The sequence below is a fragment of the Cohnella sp. GCM10012308 genome (assembly GCF_042649185.1).
In the GTDB taxonomy this organism is placed as follows: domain Bacteria; phylum Bacillota; class Bacilli; order Paenibacillales; family Paenibacillaceae; genus Cohnella.
Genome location: NZ_JBHRYU010000020.1, coordinates 53431 through 75257, shown reverse-complemented (window position 1 = coordinate 75257; position 21827 = coordinate 53431). Strand labels below are relative to the sequence as shown.

Sequence of the window (21827 nt, the reverse complement as noted above, 5' to 3'; positions counted from 1 at the left end):
ATCTGTCTTATTCGCCGGCGATCAACCGGTCCAGTCTCATTGCAATCGCTGCAGCCTGTGACCGGGTTAATGCATCTTCAGGACGGATATACAGATTCTCGCCCTGGATAATACCGTATTTGATGCTAAGCGCTACCTGCTCACTCGCCCATGCCGGAATCGAAGCACGGTCTTTGAAGCCTGCGAGCAGATTATCGATCTCTGCAGCGCTTAGCGGCTCCACATTGCCCGTCAGCGTAAGCAGACGGCCAGCCATCGTCATCGCTTGAACCCGCGATAAGGTCTCTTGCGGTTTGAATACGCCGCCGGCAAGTCCGTTCGCCAAGCCAAGCTTGGACGCGATCGCCACGCTGCGCGCGTACCAGCTCTCAGCCGATACGTCGCTAAAGCTGGAGGATGCGTTTTGATTCATGAGACCGGCCACGCGGAGGAGCAGCGTCGGATATTCAGCCCGGGTGATCTTGCTTTCCGGATCGAATTGCTGATCGCTCTTGCCCTGGACGAACATCTTGGCTGCGGCCTCTTGAATCGATTGACGGCCCCAATAGCTGTCCTTTACATCCGCAAAGCTCTTTGCGCTGCTGATGAGGAACAAGCTGCCTTCTCCGGTCAATTTGATCCGGAAGCCGTCCTTCGTCTTGCTCCATGGAACGGTGGTCCAATTGCCATTCGCATCCTTCAGTACGATAGCGGTCACTTCGTCCGCCTTTACGCCATCCGGTACGTTCAGTTCGGTGATGACGCCGTTCATCCAGCCGCTCTCAGCCAGATTGGCCTTAAACGTAAGGCCGGAACCGGAACCGAGCATCGTAACCTTTTGTCCGGCTGCAATCGTCTGCATGGCCGCGATATCGCCTTCGGCGTTAGCCGCTGCCGTGAGGGTAAGATCGCCCTTGACGCCGGAAAGTTGATCCTTGGTCAGTGTCAGCTTGCCGGTAGGCAGCTGTACGATCAGCTTCTTGCCGGCATCCGCGAGCTGACGGACTGCGGCAGAGGCGATATGGAATTCATAGCCCAACGCACTGCCTTCCTTCACGCTCAGAGTCAGGTCGCCTTGGCCTGCCGCCACGGTGTCTTCTGTCGTCAGCGTGACCTTGGCAATGCCGTCAATACCCAATTCGCTCTTGACTTCCTTGCCGTTTAGCGTGAAGGTCGGCGCTTCTCCCGAAGGAGCGGTCGAGCCACCACCGCCTCCGCCTCCGCCAGCGCCGCCTCCGACGTCAATAGCGCCTTTATATTGCAGCTTTCCACTGACAGCCATAGCCAGCTTGCCTGTGGAAGTCCGTTTCGCTACCACGATAATATCGCGCGAAGTAGCGGTAACCAATCCGTCGGTAGGGAAGATGCTCCAATCGGACAAATCTTGCTTGAATGTCGGCAGTACAGCTCCTGTGTCCGGGAATATCTTGTAAGCGAGCTGTTGGCCAGTCATATCGCCAGCATTGTCGATTGTTACCTGCGCCAAGGCAGCTTTCTCATTCAAGACACGAATGCTAGCAGACAAACTTCCCAACGCCGTCGGCTCCGGAATTTTAACTTGAGCGGCGACCATGGCGGTCAGCGAGACGTCGTCGGAAATCTTGTAAGTCGCTTCGATCAAGCCGGCGCCTTCGGTCAGGCCGGTAACGGTTCCCTTGGCCGGGCTGTTCGCGTCCACGGTGAGGTCGACGGCATCGCCCATCAACAGCGTGTAGCTAAGCTTGGCTTTGATATCTTCCGCAGAGATCGGCACCTCTTTAAAGGTCACCTTGCCCTGCGCGTCTTTCCCGTTAACGACCTTCAGATACGCTTGGATCGTCTTGCTCTCTCCAGGCGTCAACGCCGGCAGTTCCTTCAGCACCAGCGCAGCCGGCGTCTCAAAGCTGTCGTTCGTGATGCTGACCGTTGCCGAGTTCTCGTTACCGGCTGCATCCGTAGCAATCAGCTGCAAGTCCACGGTTGGGTCGCTGCCCGAAATTGCCACATCGCCATCGAACTTGCCGTCATCCGCTACAGGAATAACGGTACCTCCCACGGTCAGCTTCGTGCCTACGCTCGTCGTGCCTGCGACATGAATCAAGTTCGCAGACTTGCCGCCGATCTGGCCCATTTGCGTTCTGGCGCCAGTCGTCGGCTCATCGATATAGAGCGTCGGAGCGATCGTATCGACGGTCAGATACAGCATCGTAACGGAGACGTCCTTCGTCTTCGTGTTCGTCGCCGTCAGCTCGATCGCATAAGGGCCGTCAACCGTAAAGTTGCTCAGCTTCAGCGTGCCGCTGCTGCCCGAGGTTCCGTTCGTCAAGGAAACTGAACCCACTGTTTCGCCGGCATACTTGGCCTCGACTTTTACGTTTTGCTGGTTAGATACGAGCTTGATGCTCTGCGTCGTCTCGTTCGTAATCAGATTAGGCGATGTGCCCGTGTCGGCAGTCGTGCTCACCGTACCTTGATCCGAGGAGACGGTCAGCCCCGGCTTCACGGGGACCGGCAGCAGCGTAAGGCCGCTGTCGATGCGGTCGGCATAATGATAGTTCTCGTTTTTGTCCAGCGTCGCGGCCGGCTTGTTGGCGGCAGATACGCCGATGACGTATTTCTTGCCGACTTGAAGGCCGATGTACTTCGCGTCCGCCGCGTCCGCCTGAGCCGTACCTTGCAGGCTGTCTTGATCGACGGCGTCGGAAGTCGTGCTCGCCGTCCATCCGCCGACCGGAACGCCCTCATAACGGCCGGTCGAAGCGTTCCAATACGGCTGCAGTTCCTCTTCCGTCATCAGCACTTCGCCGTAGTTGTCGTACGACTTCAGGCTGCCGGTCTGGTCGCTCTGCGCCTCGATGACGTAGTTGCGCGGAATGTTTTCCTGACCCGGCTTGACGGCGCCCGGCTTGAACGACAAGGAGAAGTAGCCGTTGCCCGCCGATTCGATCTTCACGTCGCTGACCTTCTGCGGCGCCAGCGGGTCGACGATCGTGAACTTCTGAGCCGAGGTCTTCGTTCCGAAGGCAGCGGAGGCCTTCAGCTCTGCGCGCAGATAGTAATCGCCTTGGCGCAGCAGGCCTCGGATGTCCTCGGTGCCGCCTACCAGCGACACCTTGGTGACGTCGATGGTTGCGGTGCCTGCGGTTGCCGGCAGGTCCTTAGCAATCAGTAGACCCGGATCGCCGGCGGCCAGTACCGAAGTGCCGTCGTCGAGCTTGACCGTGCCGCTGCCAACCGCATCCTGCGTCAGATACAGGTTGACCGTATCGCCTGCCTTCGCGTTCGATGCGTTCCATGTCGCAGTGAACTTGTTCGGATCGGTGCCGCTCGCCGCCAGGTTAACCTGGTTCAGCTGCGGCAGTACCGGTACGTTCAGCAGCTTGGTATCGACGCCCGATTCAGCCGTCAGCGTCCAAGTGCCGCCCTTCTTGGCTTCCGCCTCCGGTACGATGATATACGCTTTGCGGATATCGACCTTGTCCGTGTTGCCTTCGTCGTTCGCGAGAATGATCTGCGAAAAGGCGTTGGCCTTCGGATTGGTATTCGAGTTGTCGAATACGATCGGATAATCCTTCTTGCTCGCATCCTTCAGAACGAGCTTAGGCAGCGTCTTGTAGTCGTAATCGACTTCGATGATGGCGTTGCCCGAGATGTCATTCATTGGAATCGAATGCTCGCGGCCATTGTTCTTGGTCACGATGCCGCCGACGCCAAGATTCATCGCGTCGCTCTCCAGCAGTTGCACGCCCTTGGCTACGTCGCGATAAACGATCTCTTGGCTGCCTTGCTCCGTGTCCTTCCACGAAGTAGCGACCGTTTCGACGCCTTGGCCGATGACCAGCATGCGCGGTCCCGTTTCGGGATCGTTCACGACCATATGAATCAGGCCGTCCGGCAGTTCCTCGCTGGAGGTGCCGAATTCAACGCCGCCGCCCCAATAGTAAGTCACGCCGAGCGTGATGAGCAGAATGCCTACGCTGCCCCAGATTTTGTCGTTGTTGACGCCGAAGAACACGCTGGCGAGCGGCATGCCCCCGACAACCGGTACGCTGTTCGGGATTTGCAGCCTGGAACCGATATAGCCTTCAAAATCGATCCGGTTTTTCTCCAGGTTTTGCCCGACGAAAACGCCGGCTTTGCCGACGATAACGTCCCAGCCGCCGATGTCGACTTCCGTCTGGATGCGCACGAACCACGGCGTTACCCATTGCGCTTCCAACAGCGCCTTGGTCAGCATCGGAAGCGTGTCGTCTCCGTCCGGATCCGTCGAGAAGTCCAGCTTACCCTCGATCTTAAGACCGGTCCGCTTCACGGTCAGGTCGGCCTGGCCGAAGAAGTACGCCGGCGCGATGCCGAAGCGCATGCCCACGCCCGCCTGCACGACGAGCGGGAACGGATCGCTGCTCGTGCCCGCGATCGTATCCGCCAGCTCGCGAACCGCGCCGCGGATATCGGTGAGGTAGGTCGCGCCGGTAATCAGAATGCCCGGCTTTGGAAGCCCTGCGCCGAAGCCGATGACATCCGGCAGAATGCGGCCGTCCTGCACCTTTTTAAACGCCAGCTCGATCTGTACGCTCATCATGCCCTTCAGATCGGCCTCGAATTTCATGCCGTACTTGCTTGCCTTGTATTCGCCGTTGATCTGCTGAACATAATGGGAAATAAAGATTTCCCCGCTCGGTCCTTCGCTCTTTTTGTCTTCGCCGTCCATCGGACCGAACAAGCCGAGGTTCTTGTTCAGACCGAACTTCAGCGCTGCGTCAATGCCTACGAAGCCCTTGTTATTAAAAATAACGTTGTTGATCTCCGCGTCGATGATCTTCATCGAGATCATGCCGCCAAAAGAGATGCCGCCTTCTCTCAAAATGAAGTCATTGAAAGATAATCCGAAACCGGAAATGTTGAACGACGGCACCGAGAACAGCGATTGCCGATTGAAGTAAACGTTCGACACCATCAGTTGACGGAGCGGATTGAGCCGGTCTCCGATGAGGCCCGACGCCCACTTCAGGCTTCCGTTAAGCGATGTGTCTTCCGGATTGTCGTCGTTGTCCGCCTGCTCTGCAGGAGACAGCGGGCCGCTGCCCAGCCGCTTGTTGAAGCCGTTGAAAAAGTCCAGCGTCCATTCGCCGCTGTGGAACACGAATCCGCTGCCGGCCACGCTCAGCGTACCGTCGCCCTTGACGAACGTCGAGGCGAACAACGGATTGTTGGCGAAGCCCGGTACGAGCTTCTGAACGCCGAATACGTCCAGCTGGCCACGGACGATGACGAGGTCCTTGCCCTTATAGGCAACCGCATCATTAATGATAGCGGGCTCGGTCTTGGTATCGACGATAACCTGGGCATCCTTGCCTTTGCCCACCGTCTTGATCATGCCTTTAATGACGACCAGAACGGAACGGCTCTTGTCATCCTTTTGGAATTCCTGCAGCTCGGCTTCGGAGCTGAATGTCTTGTAGCTGTAGATCGGAACGGCTTCCAGACTGTCGTCCTCGAGGAACGCATCGAGCTTGAAGGTCGGATCGACCGTCTTGCTCGCGATGCCGATCGCTTTTTTAGCCGATTTGAAGTTGTCGATCGTGCTCTTGAGCTGATCCTTGTTGGCGAACGGAGCGGTTGCAAACATCCCGTTCAGCTCGTCCATATCCTCCATCGTCTGACCGATCGAAGCGCCCTTCAGGTCGAAGGCCTGCTTGTAGACGGCCAGAATGTGCGCTTCGCGCACCCGGGTCTCGTCGTTGTCGGTCATCATGATCGTCTGGGGAGCGGTGATGTCGTACAGGGACGCTTCTTCTTCGTCTCCGCCCGTATCGCCCTTATAATCGATCTGGATCTCGTATTCGCCGAGCGGCATTTCTGGGCCGGTATCGGATGCCAGCACGTTGCCGTTAGCATCTACTCGATCGCCGGTGTTGTAAGTGATGCGCATGTCGCCGGAGGCGCCGTCGTCGGTCGGCTGGAGCAGCACGGAGCTCTGCACCGGCACCTTGTAACGATCTCCGGTCACTTTGTTGCGGAAATAGAGATCGAAGTTCGGCGCGGTGTTCGCGTCGCCGGTGTTATAGGCTTCGATATTGGACAGATTGACGGTTACGTACTTCGTATCGGTGCTGTACAGTTCCTTCGGCGATACGCCGTACACATAAGTCGGCAGCGCTTCGCCGACGGCGGGCAGCAAGATGAAGTTCGCCTTGCTCGACTCGTATTGGGCTTTGATGCCCTCGTCGGTCACGCCGTCCAGTTTAGCCACTGTCTCTGGACTTTTGGCCGTCAGCATGTACTCCCGGGTCGTCGGCCATGCCCTGCCTTTAGCCTTGACCTTGAACGAAACGGTGACGGTGTCGCCCGGCTTGTACTTCGGCTGAATGCCGAGCTCGGCCTCGGCGGGTGTTGCTTCCTTTTTATACTCGAGTATTTTGCTTTGGAAGGTTTCCGTTAGCGCTTTGCCGGAGGAATCGCGGACGATATTGCCCTGATTGTCCAGCTTAACGAAGCTCAATCCGCTCTGCAGCGTCAGCTCCAGATCGATTTTGGATTGCTCCATATTGTACTGCGCGAGATTTTCTACTTCCGCCGTGATATCGAAGATGCCTTCGTTCACATAATCGCTGTCGTCCGGCAAGGTTGCCAGCGTCTGGATCGGATCCAGGTAGCGGATGGAGAAAACATGGTCCGGTTGCGTCAGCTCGCCAAGGCCGTATACCGTTTCAAACGACTGGAAGCCCTTGGCGGCAATCTTGTCCGGATTCCAGTAGTAAGCCACGGCGGAGTCGGAAGAACCGTAATCGTTGGTATCCCGGGTAAAGTCGAGGTTAGGGTTCGGGGTGTAATCCCACTTCGTATTGGCCATGCCGGCCCAGTGTCCGACGATCATCTCGTCGACGATGTTGATGTTCTGCTCGGCATAGTTGTTGAAGCCGTAAGCGACGACGTTCGTCGCGAGCGGATTTTCGAAGTCGAGCTTGTCGCGCATGACCCAGTAGGCAGGCAGCTTGTAGAACGCGACGTCTGCCTTTGGAATGCCGATAGCCTCCGGATCGTGAACAAGCTTGCGCTCGACCGACAGCGGAGCCTTGTAGGCCGTGCCGATCTGGAACGCGGGACCGTCGTTGGATCCAACCATCGTATCCAGTAAAATACGGCTGCCCACGGCGACCGTGGCGTTGCCGAGATTGTTCACTTCATAACGGATATTGATATTGCCGGAGTTGATCTTGTCGGAGCTGTCTCTGTACAGCATCAGAATCTGCTTGATCTGCACGTTCTTGATGCTCCAGACCGTCTCGATCTGCTGCGTTCCATTCGGATTGTCGACCACTTTGGCCGGAACGACCGAGGATTGCGTACCGTCGTCCAGTTTGTAGCGATTGCCGAAAATAAAGTCCGTGCCGTCGATTCTGAACGTCGTAAACGAGGTTTCAGGCTCGTCGCCGCCGTACAGCAGGTTGACGTTCTGGTCCTTTTTGCGAATCGGTTGGCCTTCTACCGTACGGATACCGTAGCGTCCGCTGTTTTTGTCGACGGTGACCTTGATAAAGTCGTTCTGAATCGCGACCGAATTGGTGCTGTTCAGGGTCTCGGCGAGCGACCGCAAAATTTCTGACGAAGATAAAAATATTAATATGAATGAGAGCAAAGCGGCTGTCGTTCTCTGCCAAAGCTTCACTTGCTTCCCCCCGATCATAATTAGCCCCTCTTTACCGCCGCTGCGGCGAAGAGCCGTCGCCCGTTTATGCCCGGGATCCGGTCTCTTCGCTCGTTTCTACAGTGCGGCCTTTAGTGCGTATTAGCGCGTATTAGTTCGTGCTGCCGATGAAGAAGGATGCGAATTCGCGATCCCGCTCCTGCGTTCTGACGATGACGGTATACCAGCCTGCTTTCGGGAAAGTAACCTTGAACTCGCCCTTCACCAGTTCATCGTAGGTGACCTTAGTGGCGATCGCCTTCATTTGACCTTCGCGGTACAGACCCGGCTGATAATACAGATCGTAGGTCGCCCATTCGTTGGTCAGGTCCTTGCCGCCTACCTTAATCAGGTTGTAGCCCGAGATGCGGAAGGTCAGCTTATTCGTATCGAACAGCGCCGTCTCTCCGGAATTGGCCGAGATCAGGGTGTTGTTGCCGAAGATGAGCAGTCCGCCGTTTTTGACGACAACGACGCTCTGCGTCGCAACCGTCTTGTTGCCGACTTCGTCCACGGCCGTATATGTCACTTGCTGGCGGCCCAGCTTGGTCAGATCCAACCCGCTGACGGACACCTTGATCTTGCCTACGGCAGATACGTTGTCGCTAACGGTGTAGCCGCCCAGATCCTTGGCAAAGTCGAAGTCCGCCTTGTTCTGCACGATGCCTACGGATGTCTGGTTCAGCGTCAGCGCCGGTCCGGTGCTGTCGATGCCTTGAATCGTCACCGGCACGCGGGTCATATGGCCGAGCAGGTCGGCCAGGCCTACTTGGGTAGCGCCATTGGTCTCGTAGACACGCGAATAGGTGAACTTGCCGGTAGCATCGCTGATCTTGTTAAGGTAAGCGCCGGTCGTTTCGTCCACCGCAGGTGCCGTACCGGAGAAGACTGCGTTAGCCGCCGGATTCTTGCCCGTGATCGTCACCTTGATCTTGCCGCTCGCATACTTCTTGCCGCCGATCGTGACGATCTTGTCTTCCGCCACTTCCTTGCCCTCGCTGTCCACGAAGGTATACTCGATCTTCTCGGCCGTCGGGCCGGAAGTGACCAGGTTGTCCACCGTCTCCTTAACGATCGTCGTGTTGCCGTATTCGTCCGCAACCGTGAAGGATACGATGCCGTTATCGCTCACCGTTCTCGGATTGCTGCCGTCGGTGACGAAGATCGGCTTGGCCGGGCTGTCTCCGCTTTGGACTTCCAACGCCAGGCCCGCAGTGTAGAGTACGTTCCCGCCGCCGTCCGTGATCGTCGGGAACGTCTTGTTGCCGTTCGCGTAGGAACGCACGATCTTGACGCTCGGGGCACTCTTGCGGATATTGCCTACGGTTGCCGTTGCGGTAGCCGTATTGCCCGCTTGATCCCTGAATTCAAAGGTGAAAGAACCGTTTTCCTTAAACGTATAGACGTTGCTGCCGCCGTTATTCGTCACGATGATCGGCTCCGAAGCCGACAGCTTGGCTACGACGTTGGCGTTGGTCGGCGCCGTTCCCCCGAATTCAATAGATCCGATCGGCGCCGTACCGTCCACGTTTTTGACCACGATATACAAATCGTCTTTCCGGCTAGGATCGTTCAGATCGATTACTTCAAAAGCATAGTAGCCGTTCTCAGGCACGTTAAACGAATTGCCGGTACGCACGAGCTTCGCCGGATTCACCGCCGCAGGAACGACCTTTAGGCCGGCCGGCACTTGAATGTCGATGTTCGCGCCGACGCTCGGAAGCACCATGCTCGTGCCGCTGACCGCGGCCAGCGCATAGATCGGCTTCTCGTCGAGCGACGCGTTCGAGCTGTCAAGCGGGAACGCCTCGCTGATCGCGCCGCCCGGCGTCCGGTACTTGACCATGACCTGAAGCTTGGACGGATCTCCGCTCGGTACAGGCAGCGAGACAAAATTCGTATACGGCTTCCATCTGGTCCAGCTCTCGCCTTGGTCCGGCGAGACGGAGTATTCATAGCCCGCCTTGTTTTCCGTATCCAGATTCAGCTTGAGGATGGCTGTGTAGCCGTCCTTCGCGTCGCCGTACAGATAGATCAAGTCGGACTCGGTATCCGCAGGGGGCACCGTCTCGTCCCCGGTATGCGTGACCTTGAACAGATCGGAGGTTCCGACGATCGAGGTATTGCCCGCGCCGTCAGTATTCCGCACGTACAGGCGGAAGTTCGCGATCTCCCCGGCAGGGAGTACGTCCTTGCCTTTGATGGAGACCGATCCGCCTTGCGGCAGCTCCGTCCATCCCTCAGATGCCTCTGCAGGCGCAATCTCGGGGATGCCTTCGTCGACCCGTACCCATTGGTACTTCGAGATCATGTTTTTCTTGCTGTAAAGCTCGTTGATGCTAACCGTCGTCTCCTGAACGTCCAGCGGATAAGGCACGCCGTTCTTGCTGAACGTAATCTCCGACGGCGAGTTATCCCAGTAATAGGCCTTCGCGTAGTAATAGCTTTGGCCGTCCTTCTTCACCAGCACATGGACGTACTGAATGCCGCTGTGCGACGTGTCCTCCGGAATCACATAGGACAGGGATACCTCCGGTGTAGGCGTTGGCGTATCTGACGGTGTGTCCGTCGGCGTGTCCGTCGGCGTGTCCGTTGGTGTATCCGACGGTGTATCCGACGGTGTGTCCGTTGGTGTATCCGTTGGTGTATCCGTTGGTGTATCCGACGGTGTTGGTGTCGGCTCGGCCGTCAGCACCGCAAATGCATCATCCCCCGGATGAATCGAGCTCGAACTGATGGCATACCCGACATAATCCGGCTCGGTGCCGTTTATCGTGAAGGTCACTTTTTGACTCTTCACATAATTGCTGTCCGCTTCGGGCGAGAAAGTGCCCGGAAGCGAAGTGCCCGATCCGACAACGGCCGGCAAGTCTACCTTTTGCACGGACTCATTGCCGGCAAGGTCTGTCATTCTAAGATAGAGCCAGAAGGTTCCGTACTCGAACACTTCGTTCAGCGTCGACTCTTTCACCTTGCCGTTGTCTACGACGGTCGGAACCCAGTTGATATCCGACGGCGATTCGCCGTCCTTTACCCATTGATAATCGACCTTGTCGACGCCGCTGTGCGGGTCAAGCACAAGCGCGCTTACCTGAACATCGCCCGTGTTGCTTCCGTAGACATTGTCGGCTACCGAAGTCGGACCCTGATTATCCAGCTTCAGCACGCCGACGCTGTGCGTCCAGTTGGAGTCGTCATGCTTGAAGTCGTCCAGACTCCATACGCTCAGATCTCCATACTGTCCGACCGCGACGAGCGCCTTGTTGTCGGCATAAAAAGTCTTGTCGGCTTCGGAACCCGGCGCTTCCGCGATCCAGGCTGCATACTGCTCCTCGTGCGTCCGTACGTATTCCTTCATTTTGTCGTACTGCATCAGCTCCCGGGCAGAATCCCAGGTCATATCCGCAGTCCACGTATGCAGGTACCACTCGCCGCTGTTCTCCGGCAGATACGCCTCGGCAGGCGGCGTGATCAGATTCGTCTTGTTGTTGGCAACCGCGAGCTTAACGCCTTCAAAACCGGTTGGGTACAGCTCCTCGGACGGCTGCTTCGCCGACAGCGCATAACGCTTCAAGGCAGCGTAATTGTCTCCCACCTGGGCCGCGAACGGATCCGTCGAACTCTTGCTCCACCAGTAGTAAACCAAACCGACTGCAGGCGAGGCTTCGCCGGTCATATTGGTCGGTCGGTAGATGCCTTTGCTCGGATGGGCTACGCCGCGTTCGGCGACATCCGGGTCGAGCGCCGGTACCTTGATTGCCGGATCGTTGGCGTCGATCGTGATTTTGCCGACCTTTTTGTAAGTCAAGTTATCCGCACCACCAAGATCGAAGTGATAATTGATCAGCGGCTTGGTGTTGTCAATCGATAAGTTCGCCCAGTCAATCTTGGAGTTGACCAGCGACTTGTCGCCGTCTTCGTGCACGCCGTCGAAATTAGCGGGCTGGAACAACAGATTGCCGGCATAGTCGGAAATTACGTCCTTGTCGGAGTTGTCTCCCTTGCCGTCGTTCGTCAACGCGATGACTTTGAGCAGCGGCGTCTCCAACTGCACACCGTCATCGACAGTCGCTCTGAAAATCAGATTTTTGCTGCTGCTGCCTTTGAGATAGTACGCCCTCATACCGTTGTTAAAGTAGAGAAACGTTTTCCCTTCAATTAAAGCTTTGTTACCGATGCCTTCTTCCGTCAGCTGCACGTTAAAATCGATGATATCCCCTCTGTTAAGGGTGACGCCTGTTAAAATCTCCGGTTGAATGCCGTTACCTGTCTTGGTGTACTTCGGTCGTACGGCATCGACGATGACGCGGAAGCCCTTGTTCTTGTAATCGAACGGATTGCCAATCTTGCCGCCGTTTTCCAGTAAGTAGGACAGGCTGCCGCTTCCCGCCTTGACGGATGCCAGGTTAGGCTGCAGCACGTTGCCTGCGCCGTCTGCGAATACGGCCGCGTTCATCTTCTCTTGCAGCGTTTGATCGATTGGCGCATTGCCGGGCGTCGTGCCGGTAATAAGCGGCTCGAGCGGCAGATTGCCGCTGTTATGGTAGCGGACGCCGGTATAGTTGTAGGTCAAGTTGCTAAAGTAGGTTTTCAGGTTGGAGTTACTGTAGGTAGTATTTTCCATGTACTGCTGTTGACCGTTGGCCGGAAGACCCGTACCGGCCGGATTGACGAACAGCGGATGCCGGAGAAAGAAATCGCTGTTGGAAGTGGTCAGCGCCGTAGGTCTGATCGGCTCGCTGAAGTTGTAAGTTAGCGTGATATTTTCATTTTCTTTGGCGTAAAGCTCTTGCTGATTAATATTCGGGTTCAGCCGTTGATTGCCATTGCCTGTAAACGTATAACTGTCAATGACGGGGCGGTTCTTGTCCTGGAACTTCAGATAGAAGCCGCGTACGCCTGCTCCTTCCCCGTCGTCTTCGCCCTCGCCGTAAATTCTGATTTCGATAATCGAAGTAGGCTTGATGGTTTTCGTAACTTCTTTATTGTATACCTGGCTGCCGCTGGTTCTGTAGCTCATAATATTCTGACCGTCGAGGAAGATGTTGATCGTAGAAATACGGGTCCAGATGAACCCGCTATGCCGCCTCAGAACGGCAAAACCAGCGATCATTTCCGCCTGCCCGCCGAGCGCCATCTCGCGCAAAATCGGATTTTCCGCAACCTTGACCTGGAGGGTGACATAGGAATCCTCGTCGTCCGTACCGGCGTATACATTCCCGCCCGCCCAGTCGACGGTAGCGTTGCTGTCTTTTCTTGTCGTATAAAAACCAGGAACCGTGTTGTTGAAGAAGTTCAGGAACGTATTGTCCGCATTATAGGTCATATTGCCGACATGCGCCCCTGTGCTGAACATCACTTCAAGATCCTGCGTTGCCGCCGTCGCCTTTCCGTTTAAGGTACTCGGAACCAACGACAGCAACAAGCAGATCACCAGACCGACCGCTGTAATTCGTTTCGCATAGCTGCCTTTTCGCAACGCGATCCCCCGCCTTTGTTCTGTTTGAATGTAAGCTTTTCTAATATAAAATCGTCCGCCTTACCTGCCGCCCGGGCGCTAGTCGCCTCGATCGCAGGGTTCGGACGTCATTCTCAGCTGACGCTGTCGAAAACTAGCTATTGCCCGTCGCAGAGCGCCGTTAGAACAAACCGTTATGCAGCCGTCGTCCGGATCATCTGAGTCACCTTCGAGCCGTCAAAATCAAATCCCCCATTCGCTGTAGGCATAAAGACATAATCGGATCGGGGCCCGCCAATATGAAGCCCAAGATGTAAAAAACCATCCCGACTCATGTCAGAAATTGTAGAATCAACTCGAGCAGTATACATTCTATCAGGCACCTCTAAACAAGCTCTGAACATTTCCATAAATAAGTGCTTGAAATAAAAAAAACTTGCCCGCCGGGCTGGCAGGCAAGCTTATAATCAATTAATGACGATATTCAGTCAAAGCTACCGCGGCTCGGTAGCTTCCCAAGCAGCGACTTCTGCACCGCCTTCTGAACGCAGCCGATGAACCGCTGCAGCTTCCAGGCCGAATCGGAAGCCGCAACGACCGCCAGGCCGTAGCAATACGTTAGCGATGCGCCTGCGTACAGTCCTAGCTCGAGAATCTCCTTTACCTCGAGCGTCTCCCGAACCATTTCCAGCAGCGACGGCGTTACCCGATCCGAAAAAACGTAAAAAGTGCTTAAATGGCTGAAATCTCCCCAGCCTCCTTGCGCTGCTATCCGTTGCAATCGCGGACGGACGAGCTGCCGCTGATGATAAATAATCTCGTCCTCGTAATATACGGACAGGCGGTTGTCCAGCGATTCGAATTGAAAAGCTTCTCCCCGCAGCGTTCTGCCCGGACATACGACCTCGCCTTGCATCCAAACGGCACCCGGCGCCAGATCCACGACGGTTCGGTTCTCGTACACGGCGTCCCGATAGAGCATGAGCGGCTGCATCATCGCCTCTACGCACGCACCCGTTCCGACCCGATACCGGGTATGCGTCGATGCGAACTGCCCCGGCTCGCAGGGGTGAATCTTGGTAAAGCCTTGATTGGTCAGAATAAGGTGGGTGTCGGTTCCCGCCTCCCACTGCAGCTCGTAACGGTCGCCTGCCAGCATGCCGGGAGAAGCATCCATAACCATCACAACCAGCGCCCTGCCTTGCGAGAAGGTCTTGGCGATCTTGATCGGCGACGTGCAGTAACGACCGGCAAGAATCGTCGCTCCCTCTCGCAGCGAAGCCGATGCCTCCAGCACGGCGACGCGCGCCTTCTCCTGGTCAGCGGTGACTATGCTCGATGCCATGGGCATGATCATACTCGTGCGCGAGCCAGGCGACGATCTCTTGCACGCCCTCCCCGCCTCGCAGGTTGGAAAATACGTAAGGCCGATCGCCCCGCATCCGCCTGGTATCAGCTTCCATGACATCCAGGCTTGCGCCTACATGCGGAGCAAGATCGGTCTTGTTGATGATGAGCAGGTCGGAGCGCATAATGCCGGGGCCGCCCTTGCGCGGAATCTTCTCTCCCTGCGCGACGTCGATGATATAAATGAATCGGTCGGCCAGCTCGGGGCTGAACGCGGCCGCCAGATTGTCCCCGCCGCTCTCGATTAGAATGATCTGCAGCCCGGGGAATCTTTCTTCAAGCTCGGACACGGCCTCGAAGTTCATGGAGGCATCCTCCCGAACGGCAGTGTGCGGGCATCCGCCGGTCTCCACGCCAATAACGCGTTCTTCGGGCAGCACGCCCGTCGCGAGAAGAATCCGGGCATCCTCCTTCGTATAGATATCGTTCGTTATGACACCGAGACTATAGCGGGATTTGAGCTCGCGTGCGATATTTTCCAGCAGCGCGGTCTTCCCCGATCCTACAGGTCCTCCAATGCCGATCCGCATGGGACGCGAGCCTTCAAAGACCGGCTGCGACCATTCGGGGTGATGGTGATGTCCTTTGCCTTGGCACATTTTGTATTCCTCCAATCTTGTAATGGCAGGACTTGCGTCATTCATGACATAAACAGGCGGGAATAAAGCGTCTCATGCCGGATTGCGCCGATCTCGGCCAAGGGCGCGTTCGTATAGGCTTCCTCCGGCGCCAGATCCCGCGCAATGCGCCAGCCCTCGTCGATCGCCGGGCCGAGCCTGGCGATGAGCGCCTGACATTCGGTCTGCCCAACGGGCAGCAGACGCAGCGCGCTGCTCGTCGCGGTGACGACGCAAGCATATAGATAGCCCTGCACCGCCTGCTCGAGCGGAAGGCCGAGCCGCCAGCAGACGAAGCCGTGCACCAGCGGATGCGTCGCAAGGCAATCGCCGGCTTCGCACGCCGCAAGCAGCGGCGACCAATCAAGCGCGGGATGGATCGAGGCCGCCAACTGGAGCAGGCGCCGCCCCATTTTCTCCACGCCCGCACGCGATTCGGCGCCGGCTCGCTGCAGATGGACGAGCCGCTCTACGCGCCATAGTCGGGACCAGTCGCCACTACCCGCCGTCTCGTACACCGCCTTGACAGCCATGGCATCCGCCGTCGACCAGCTCTGCGCGAGCATCGTGCGCAAATATTGCTCGAGTGCTCGCATATCGGCGATGAGGCCGTCCTGCACGGCGGCCTCGAGGCCGAACGAGTGCGCGAAGCCGCCGATGGGCAGCGCGGAATCGAGCAGCTGCTGCGCCGCGAGCCACCGGATCATAGGCATCGCTCTCCTCCCGACGCTAGAATAAAAAGTATCGCTGCGCCATCGGCAGCGTCTCCGCCGGCTCGCAGACGGCGGGCACGCCGTCTACCGTCACCGCGTACGTCTCCGGATTCACCAGGATCTCGGGCGTCGCGTCGTTTAGCACCATGTCGGCCTTGGTGACGCTGCGGCAGTTGCGGACCGGCTCGATACGCTTGCGCAGACCCAGCTGCTGCGCAAGGCCGCTATCAAAAGCCGCCTGCGAAACGAACGTAATCGCACACTGTTCAACCGCTCTGCCGTATGCCGCGAACATCAGCCTGCCCATGACCGGCTGCGGCGTCGGGATCGATGCGCCCGGATCGCCCATCTGCGCATAAGCGATGCTCCCGCCCTTCAATACGAGATCCGGCTTTATGCCGAAAAATGCCGGCGACCAGATCGCGAGGTCCGCGAACTTGCCCGGCTCGATCGAGCCGACGAGATGCGAGATGCCGTGCGTGATGGCGGGGTTAATCGTGTACTTCGCAATATATCGCTTGATGCGGAAGTTGTCGCTGTCCGCATCCGTACCGAGCGGACCTCGCTGCCGCTTCATCTTGTCCGCCGTCTGCCACGTGCGAAGGATGACCTCCCCGACGCGCCCCATCGCCTGCGAATCGGAGCTGATCATGCTGAACACGCCCAGATCGTGAAGGATATCCTCCGCAGCGATCGTCTCGGGACGGATACGCGAATCGGCGAAGGCGACGTCCTCTGGAATGCGGCTGTCAAGGTGATGGCAGACCATCAGCATGTCCAGATGCTCTTCAATCGTATTGACGGTAAACGGCCGAGTCGGGTTGGTGGACGAGGGCAGCACGTTCGGATGCGAAGCCGCGCGGATGATGTCCGGCGCATGACCGCCCCCCGCCCCCTCCGTATGATAGGTATGGATCGTCCGGCCGCCGATGGCGGCCAGCGTATCCTCCAGAAAGCCCGCCTCGTTCAGCGTGTCGGTATGGATCGCGACCTGCACGTCGTATTGCTCCGCCACGCGCAGGCAGGTATCGATCGCCCGCGGCGTCGTGCCCCAATCCTCGTGCAGCTTGAGCCCGATCGCGCCCGCCCGGATCTGTTCTTCAAGCGGCGCTGCGAACGAAGCATTTCCTTTTCCCGTGAATCCCAGATTCATCGGAAAAGCCTCCGCCGCCTCGAGCATCCGCCGCAAATGCCAGGCGCCGGGCGTGCAAGTCGTAGCGTTAGTCCCGGTCGCAGGTCCCGTGCCGCCGCCGATCATCGTCGTCACGCCGGATGACAGCGCCGTCTCGATCTGCTGCGGGCAGATGAAGTGAATGTGCGCGTCGATGCCGCCCGCCGTAACGATCCGGCCCTCGCCGGCGATGACCTCGGTGCTCGCTCCGACGATCATATCCGGCCGGACCCCGTCCATAACATCCGGATTGCCGCCCTTGCCGATGCCGACAATGGCCCCGTCCCTGATACCGATATCGGCCTTCACGATGCCCCAGTGATCGATAATGACAGCGTTCGTAACGATCGTATCCAACACGCCGGCGTCCCGCACCGCATGGGCGGATTGTCCCATGCCGTCGCGGATGACCTTGCCGCCGCCGAACTTGCACTCGTCGCCGTAGGCGGTATAATCCCGCTCGATCTCGGCCCACAGCTCCGTATCCGCCAGCCGAACCGCATCGCCGGCCGTAGGCCCGAACATGCCGGCATAATCCTCTCGCGTCATTTTAGCCATATTCCGCCTCCCGGCTCTCCCAGCCCGCAAGACGACGCGCCGCCTCCTCGGGCAGCGCCTCGCAATCGGCCGCGCCTTCGCTCAGTCCGTTCAGCCCGTACACCATTCTCGCGCCGCCGATCGCGGTCAGCTTCACCGGCTTCTCCTCGCCGGGCTCGAATCGTACGGCAGTGCCTGCCGGAATGTCCAGCCGCATGCCGAACGTCCGCTCCCGGTCGAAGCGCAGCCGCCGGTTGACCTCGAAAAAATGATAGTGCGACCCGATCTGGACGGGACGATCGCCCAGATTGGCCACCAATACCTCGATCGTGCTGCGTCCTTCGTTCAGTTCGATCTCCCCCGCCCGCAGGCGGTACTCGCCCGGTATCATCCTGTCTTCACCCCGTTTGGCATGCCAAAATAGAATCCGCTCCTTCAAGCGTCCCGACGCGTCATCCGATCGGCTGATGCACGGTCACCAGCTTCGTCCCGTCCGGAAATGTCGCCTCGACCTGCACCTCGTGAATCATCTGCGGGATGCCCTCCATCACCTGCTCGGCGCTGAGAATCTGCCGCCCGTAGGCCATGAGCTCCGCCACGCTTCGCCCGTCCCGCGCGCCTTCCATAATTTCCGACGTGATCAAGGCGACGCTCTCCGGATAGTTGAGCTTGACGCCTCGCTTCATCCGCTCTCTTGCCAGGTTGGCCGCTACCGTAATCAGCAGCTTTTCTTTCTCACGCTCCGTCCACTGCATGGCCGCTTCTCATTCCTTTCCAGGCGATCGCGAACCCGATCCACGTCAACGCGAACAACCCGACCAGGCCGTATCCGAGATAAACGAAGTCGATGCGATCCGTCCACGCGAGCCACGCCTGCGGCAGCCGGCTCTCGAGCAGGTGCGACAGCTGCAAGAGACCGACGAACAAGGCAGAGACAACGGAGACGCCCGTCACGACGAGGTTGTAAGCGAGCCGCTTGCCCGGCGAGACGGAAGACCAGCTGTACGCCCGGCTCATCAGCACGCCGTCAAGCGTATCTAGGAGCGTCATGCCCGAGGCGAACAGGAGCGGCAGCGACAGAATGCCGATCAGCGACGCCGATTGACTCGCGGCGCCCGCCGACAAGGCCAGCAGGCCGATCTCGGTGGCGGTGTCGAACCCGAGCCCGAACAGAAAACCCAGCGGGTACATATGCCAGCTGCGGCTGACAAGCCGCAGCACCGGACGCAGCAGCGCTGCAAGCGGACCCGACGGGCGCGGCGCATGTCCGGCATCGCGCCATCCGGACCGGCGGGCGCCGGACAGCGCCCGGAGCATGACGACAAGATTAACGCAGCCGATCGCGACCAGGAAAAAGCCCGAGACGGATGTCCCGATCAGCGCGCCCATCTCGCGCAGCGCAGCATTGTCGAAAATGTAAGTATCCGCCGTGAGACCGATAGCCAGCACCATCAGCAGCACGACCGTGGAATGTCCGAGGGAAAAGAACAAGCCGACGCCGTTCGAATCCGAACGCGCCGCAACGAGCTTGCGGACGGCATTGTCGATTGCTGCGATATGGTCCGCGTCGAATGCGTGCCGCAAGCCGAACGAGTAAGCCAGCAGGCCAAGGCCCCAGAAGGCAGGCTCCCGAAGAGAAGCGTAGACGATGCCGATGATGCCGATCACATGCAGCAGGCTCACGACCCGCCAGTAAGTTCGTCTAGGTTGTGTCATTTGGTCCGCATCCTCTCTCTAAATCGTCAGATACCGCATGACGGCCGGATCGTCCAGCTCCTCCTTGCTGCCGGACCACACGATCGTTCCTTTTTCCATGATGTAAAATGCGTCGCCGACGCTGCGCACGAAGTCCAGGCTCTGCTCGATGAGCAGAATCGACGTTCTGCCTTCGTCCGCAATACCGCGGATGACGTCCTGAATCGCCTGCACGATGGAAGGCTGAATGCCCTCTGCCGGCTCGTCGAGCACGAGCAGCTCAGGTTCAGCTACGAGCGCGCGGGCGAAGGCGAGCTGCTGTTGCTGGCCCCCGCTCAGATCGCCGCCGCGGCGTCCATACATCGATGGCAGCACGGGAAACTTGGCGATCGCCGCTTCCGGGATCTCGCTCGACCTGCGCCGCTTCGGATCCCGGCTCGCCTCCAGCCCGATGCGCAGATTGTCCAGCACGCTCAGTTGGCCGAAGATCTCGCGCCCCTGCGGCACGTAGCCGATACCGGACCTCGCCCTTTCCCCAGAGGCGGCACGTGTAATATTCCGGCCTTTAAAGGAGATGCTGCCTCGCCTCGCCCGCAAGACACCCATGATGCTCTTAGCGAGCGTCGATTTGCCCACGCCGTTGCGCCCCATCAGGCAGACGACCTGGCCGGGCTCTACCTTCAGGCTGACATCACGCAGAATGATGCTCTCGCCATAGCCCGCTTCAAGCGCCTCAACCGACAGCATGCGCATCCCGCCTTTTGCCCAGATATACTTCGGCGACCCGGTCGTCGCTCTGGACCTCGTCCATCGTGCCGTCCTTGAGCAGCTTGCCTTCGTGCATCACCGTCACCTTGCTCGCAAAGTTGCGCACGAATTCCATGTCATGCTCCACGACGACGACCGTCCGCCGCTTGACGATCTCCCGCAGCAGCTCGCCGGTCTTGTCCGTCTCCCGATCCGTCATGCCTGCTACAGGCTCGTCGAGCAGCAAAATCTCGGGCTCCTGCATCAGCATCATGCCGATCTCGAGCCATTGCTTCTGTCCGTGCGACAATAATCCCGCGCGCGCATGCCGTTCGTCGCCAAGGCCGATGAGCGCCAGCTCCTCGTCGATGCGCGCTCGCTCCCGAGAAGTAAGGGAAGCCCGCAGCGTCGCCCATACGCTCCGATTTTGCGACATGGCGATCTCCAGATTTTCCATGACCGACAGGCCCGAAAAAATCGAAGGCGTCTGAAACTTGCGGCCAATGCCAAGCCCCGCAATTTTATGCTCTTTTCGTTTGGTGATATCCACGACGCCCGTTCTGCTGCGAAAAGAGACGGTGCCCGCTACGGGCTTCACCTTGCCGCAGATCACATCGAGCATCGTCGTTTTACCCGCGCCGTTGGGTCCGATCAGAAAATGAAGCTCCCCCGGCTCGAGCGACAAGCTCATGCCCTGCACCGCCTTAAATCCGTCAAACGCTACGGTTACTTCCTCGCAGGACAGGATGGGCGCCTGGCTCATGTTCGTTCCCCCTTCCTGTTTTCTTGCGGACGCTCGCGGTTCCCTTGCGGATCAAATCGACGATGCCGCCCGGCAGGAATACCGTTACGACGATGAAGAGCGCACCCAAGAAAATTGTCCAGATCTCGGGGTAAGCCTCCGACAGTCCGCTCTTCGCATAATTTAGGGCCAATACGCCGATCAATGCGCCGACAAGCGTGCCGCGACCGCCGATCGCAACCCATAAGATCATCTCGATGGATGGCACGATTCCCATCATCGACGGCGATATGATGCCGACATGAAGCACGAACAGCATGCCTGCCAGACCCGCCAGGGCGCCGGATACGGCGAACGTCGCCATCTGGTAGGTCGCAGGATCGTACCCGAGAAATCGCACGCGGTTCTCTCCGTCGCGGATCGCGCGCAGCACTTTGCCCATCCGGCTCTTCGTCAGATAGCGGCAGAGCGCATAGGCGACGATAAGCGCAATGACCGTAGCGAAATAAAGCGCGGTCTTCATGCCGTCCGAGCGCAGCGGATGATTTAGCAGCTTCGAGAACCCGGTCAGTCCGTTCGTACCGCCGGTATAGGCTTGTTGGCCGATGAACAGCGTCGTCACGATGATGACGAGCGCCTGGGTCAGAATCGTAAAGTAGACACCTTTAATCCGGTTGCGAAACGTAAAAAATCCGAGGAAAAGCGCAAGCAGCGACGGGATGAGGAGGCCGAGCAGCACCGTGGCGGGGAAAGACTTGAACGGCTGCCAAAACCATGGCAGACGCGTCAGTCCGCTCCAATCCATGAAGTCGGGAAGCCTGCCGCCGCTCGCCGCCAGCTTCAGGTGCATGCCCATCGCATAGGCGCCAAGACCGAAAAAAACGCCATGGCCAAGACTAAGCACGCCGGTATAGCCCCACAGCAGGTCCAGTCCGAGCGCCACGATCGCGAAGGCCAAAAATTTGGCAAGCAGGTTCAACCGAAAATCGCTTAAATAGAGCGGTGCGGCGAATAACGCTGCCGCAGCGGCAGCATAGCCGAGCGTCATCCATAGACGCTTGCGGTCCGGCCATAATCCGGTCATAGCGGCCTCAC

12 protein-coding genes are annotated in these 21827 nt (G+C 58.3%); all 12 read right to left on the bottom strand.

Features of this window, described 5'->3' with window-relative positions; translation table 11 throughout:
- Positions 1 to 7 precede the first annotated feature (7 nt).
- The 12 genes from ACFOTD_RS20685 to urtC all read right to left on the bottom strand — a co-directional run bounded on the left by ACFOTD_RS20685 (position 8) and on the right by urtC (position 21816).
- Positions 8 to 7645 (bottom strand): S-layer homology domain-containing protein, encoded by a 7638-nt coding sequence (locus tag ACFOTD_RS20685; protein WP_378121830.1) that lies wholly within the window; start codon positions 7643 to 7645, stop codon positions 8 to 10.
- Positions 7646 to 7757: 112 nt separating this feature from the next.
- The gene (locus ACFOTD_RS20680) at positions 7758 to 13124 is read right to left on the bottom strand and encodes a hypothetical protein (RefSeq protein WP_378121829.1); all 5367 of its coding nucleotides are present in this window, start codon (positions 13122 to 13124) and stop codon (positions 7758 to 7760) included.
- Between the two features lie 463 nt (positions 13125 to 13587).
- Positions 13588 to 14448, bottom strand: a complete 861-nt coding sequence (locus tag ACFOTD_RS20675) for an urease accessory protein UreD (protein WP_378121828.1) — start codon at positions 14446 to 14448, stop codon at positions 13588 to 13590.
- On the bottom strand, positions 14423 to 15109 hold the full coding sequence (ureG, locus tag ACFOTD_RS20670; RefSeq protein WP_378121827.1) for an urease accessory protein UreG: 687 nt from the start codon (positions 15107 to 15109) through the stop codon (positions 14423 to 14425). Before ureG ends, ACFOTD_RS20675 begins: the two co-directional genes overlap by 26 nt.
- A gap of 41 nt (positions 15110 to 15150) precedes the next feature.
- Complete coding sequence (locus ACFOTD_RS20665) at positions 15151 to 15840, bottom strand: urease accessory protein UreF (RefSeq protein WP_378121826.1); 690 nt, start codon at positions 15838 to 15840, stop codon at positions 15151 to 15153.
- Between the two features lie 16 nt (positions 15841 to 15856).
- A complete protein-coding gene (gene ureC, locus ACFOTD_RS20660; protein ID WP_378121825.1) occupies positions 15857 to 17569 on the bottom strand; it encodes an urease subunit alpha in 1713 nt (570 codons plus the stop codon).
- Entirely contained in the window at positions 17562 to 17939 is a 378-nt protein-coding gene (gene ureB, locus ACFOTD_RS20655; protein WP_378121824.1) for an urease subunit beta, read from the bottom strand. Before ureB ends, ureC begins: the two co-directional genes overlap by 8 nt.
- Before the next feature lie 61 nt (positions 17940 to 18000).
- Positions 18001 to 18303, bottom strand: a complete 303-nt coding sequence (locus tag ACFOTD_RS20650) for an urease subunit gamma (protein WP_378121823.1) — start codon at positions 18301 to 18303, stop codon at positions 18001 to 18003.
- Positions 18284 to 19264, bottom strand: coding sequence for a HoxN/HupN/NixA family nickel/cobalt transporter (locus ACFOTD_RS20645; RefSeq protein ID WP_378121822.1), 981 nt, complete (start codon positions 19262 to 19264; stop codon positions 18284 to 18286). The genes ACFOTD_RS20650 and ACFOTD_RS20645 overlap by 20 nt, the downstream gene beginning before the upstream one ends.
- Before the next feature lie 18 nt (positions 19265 to 19282).
- Entirely contained in the window at positions 19283 to 19990 is a 708-nt protein-coding gene (gene urtE, locus ACFOTD_RS20640; RefSeq protein WP_378121821.1) for an urea ABC transporter ATP-binding subunit UrtE, read from the bottom strand.
- Complete coding sequence (gene urtD / locus ACFOTD_RS20635; protein ID WP_378121820.1) at positions 19977 to 20753, bottom strand: urea ABC transporter ATP-binding protein UrtD; 777 nt, start codon at positions 20751 to 20753, stop codon at positions 19977 to 19979. The genes urtE and urtD overlap by 14 nt, the downstream gene beginning before the upstream one ends.
- A complete protein-coding gene (gene urtC, locus ACFOTD_RS20630) occupies positions 20704 to 21816 on the bottom strand; it encodes an urea ABC transporter permease subunit UrtC (protein WP_378121819.1) in 1113 nt (370 codons plus the stop codon). The genes urtD and urtC overlap by 50 nt, the downstream gene beginning before the upstream one ends.
- Between the last annotated feature and the right edge of the window lie 11 nt (positions 21817 to 21827).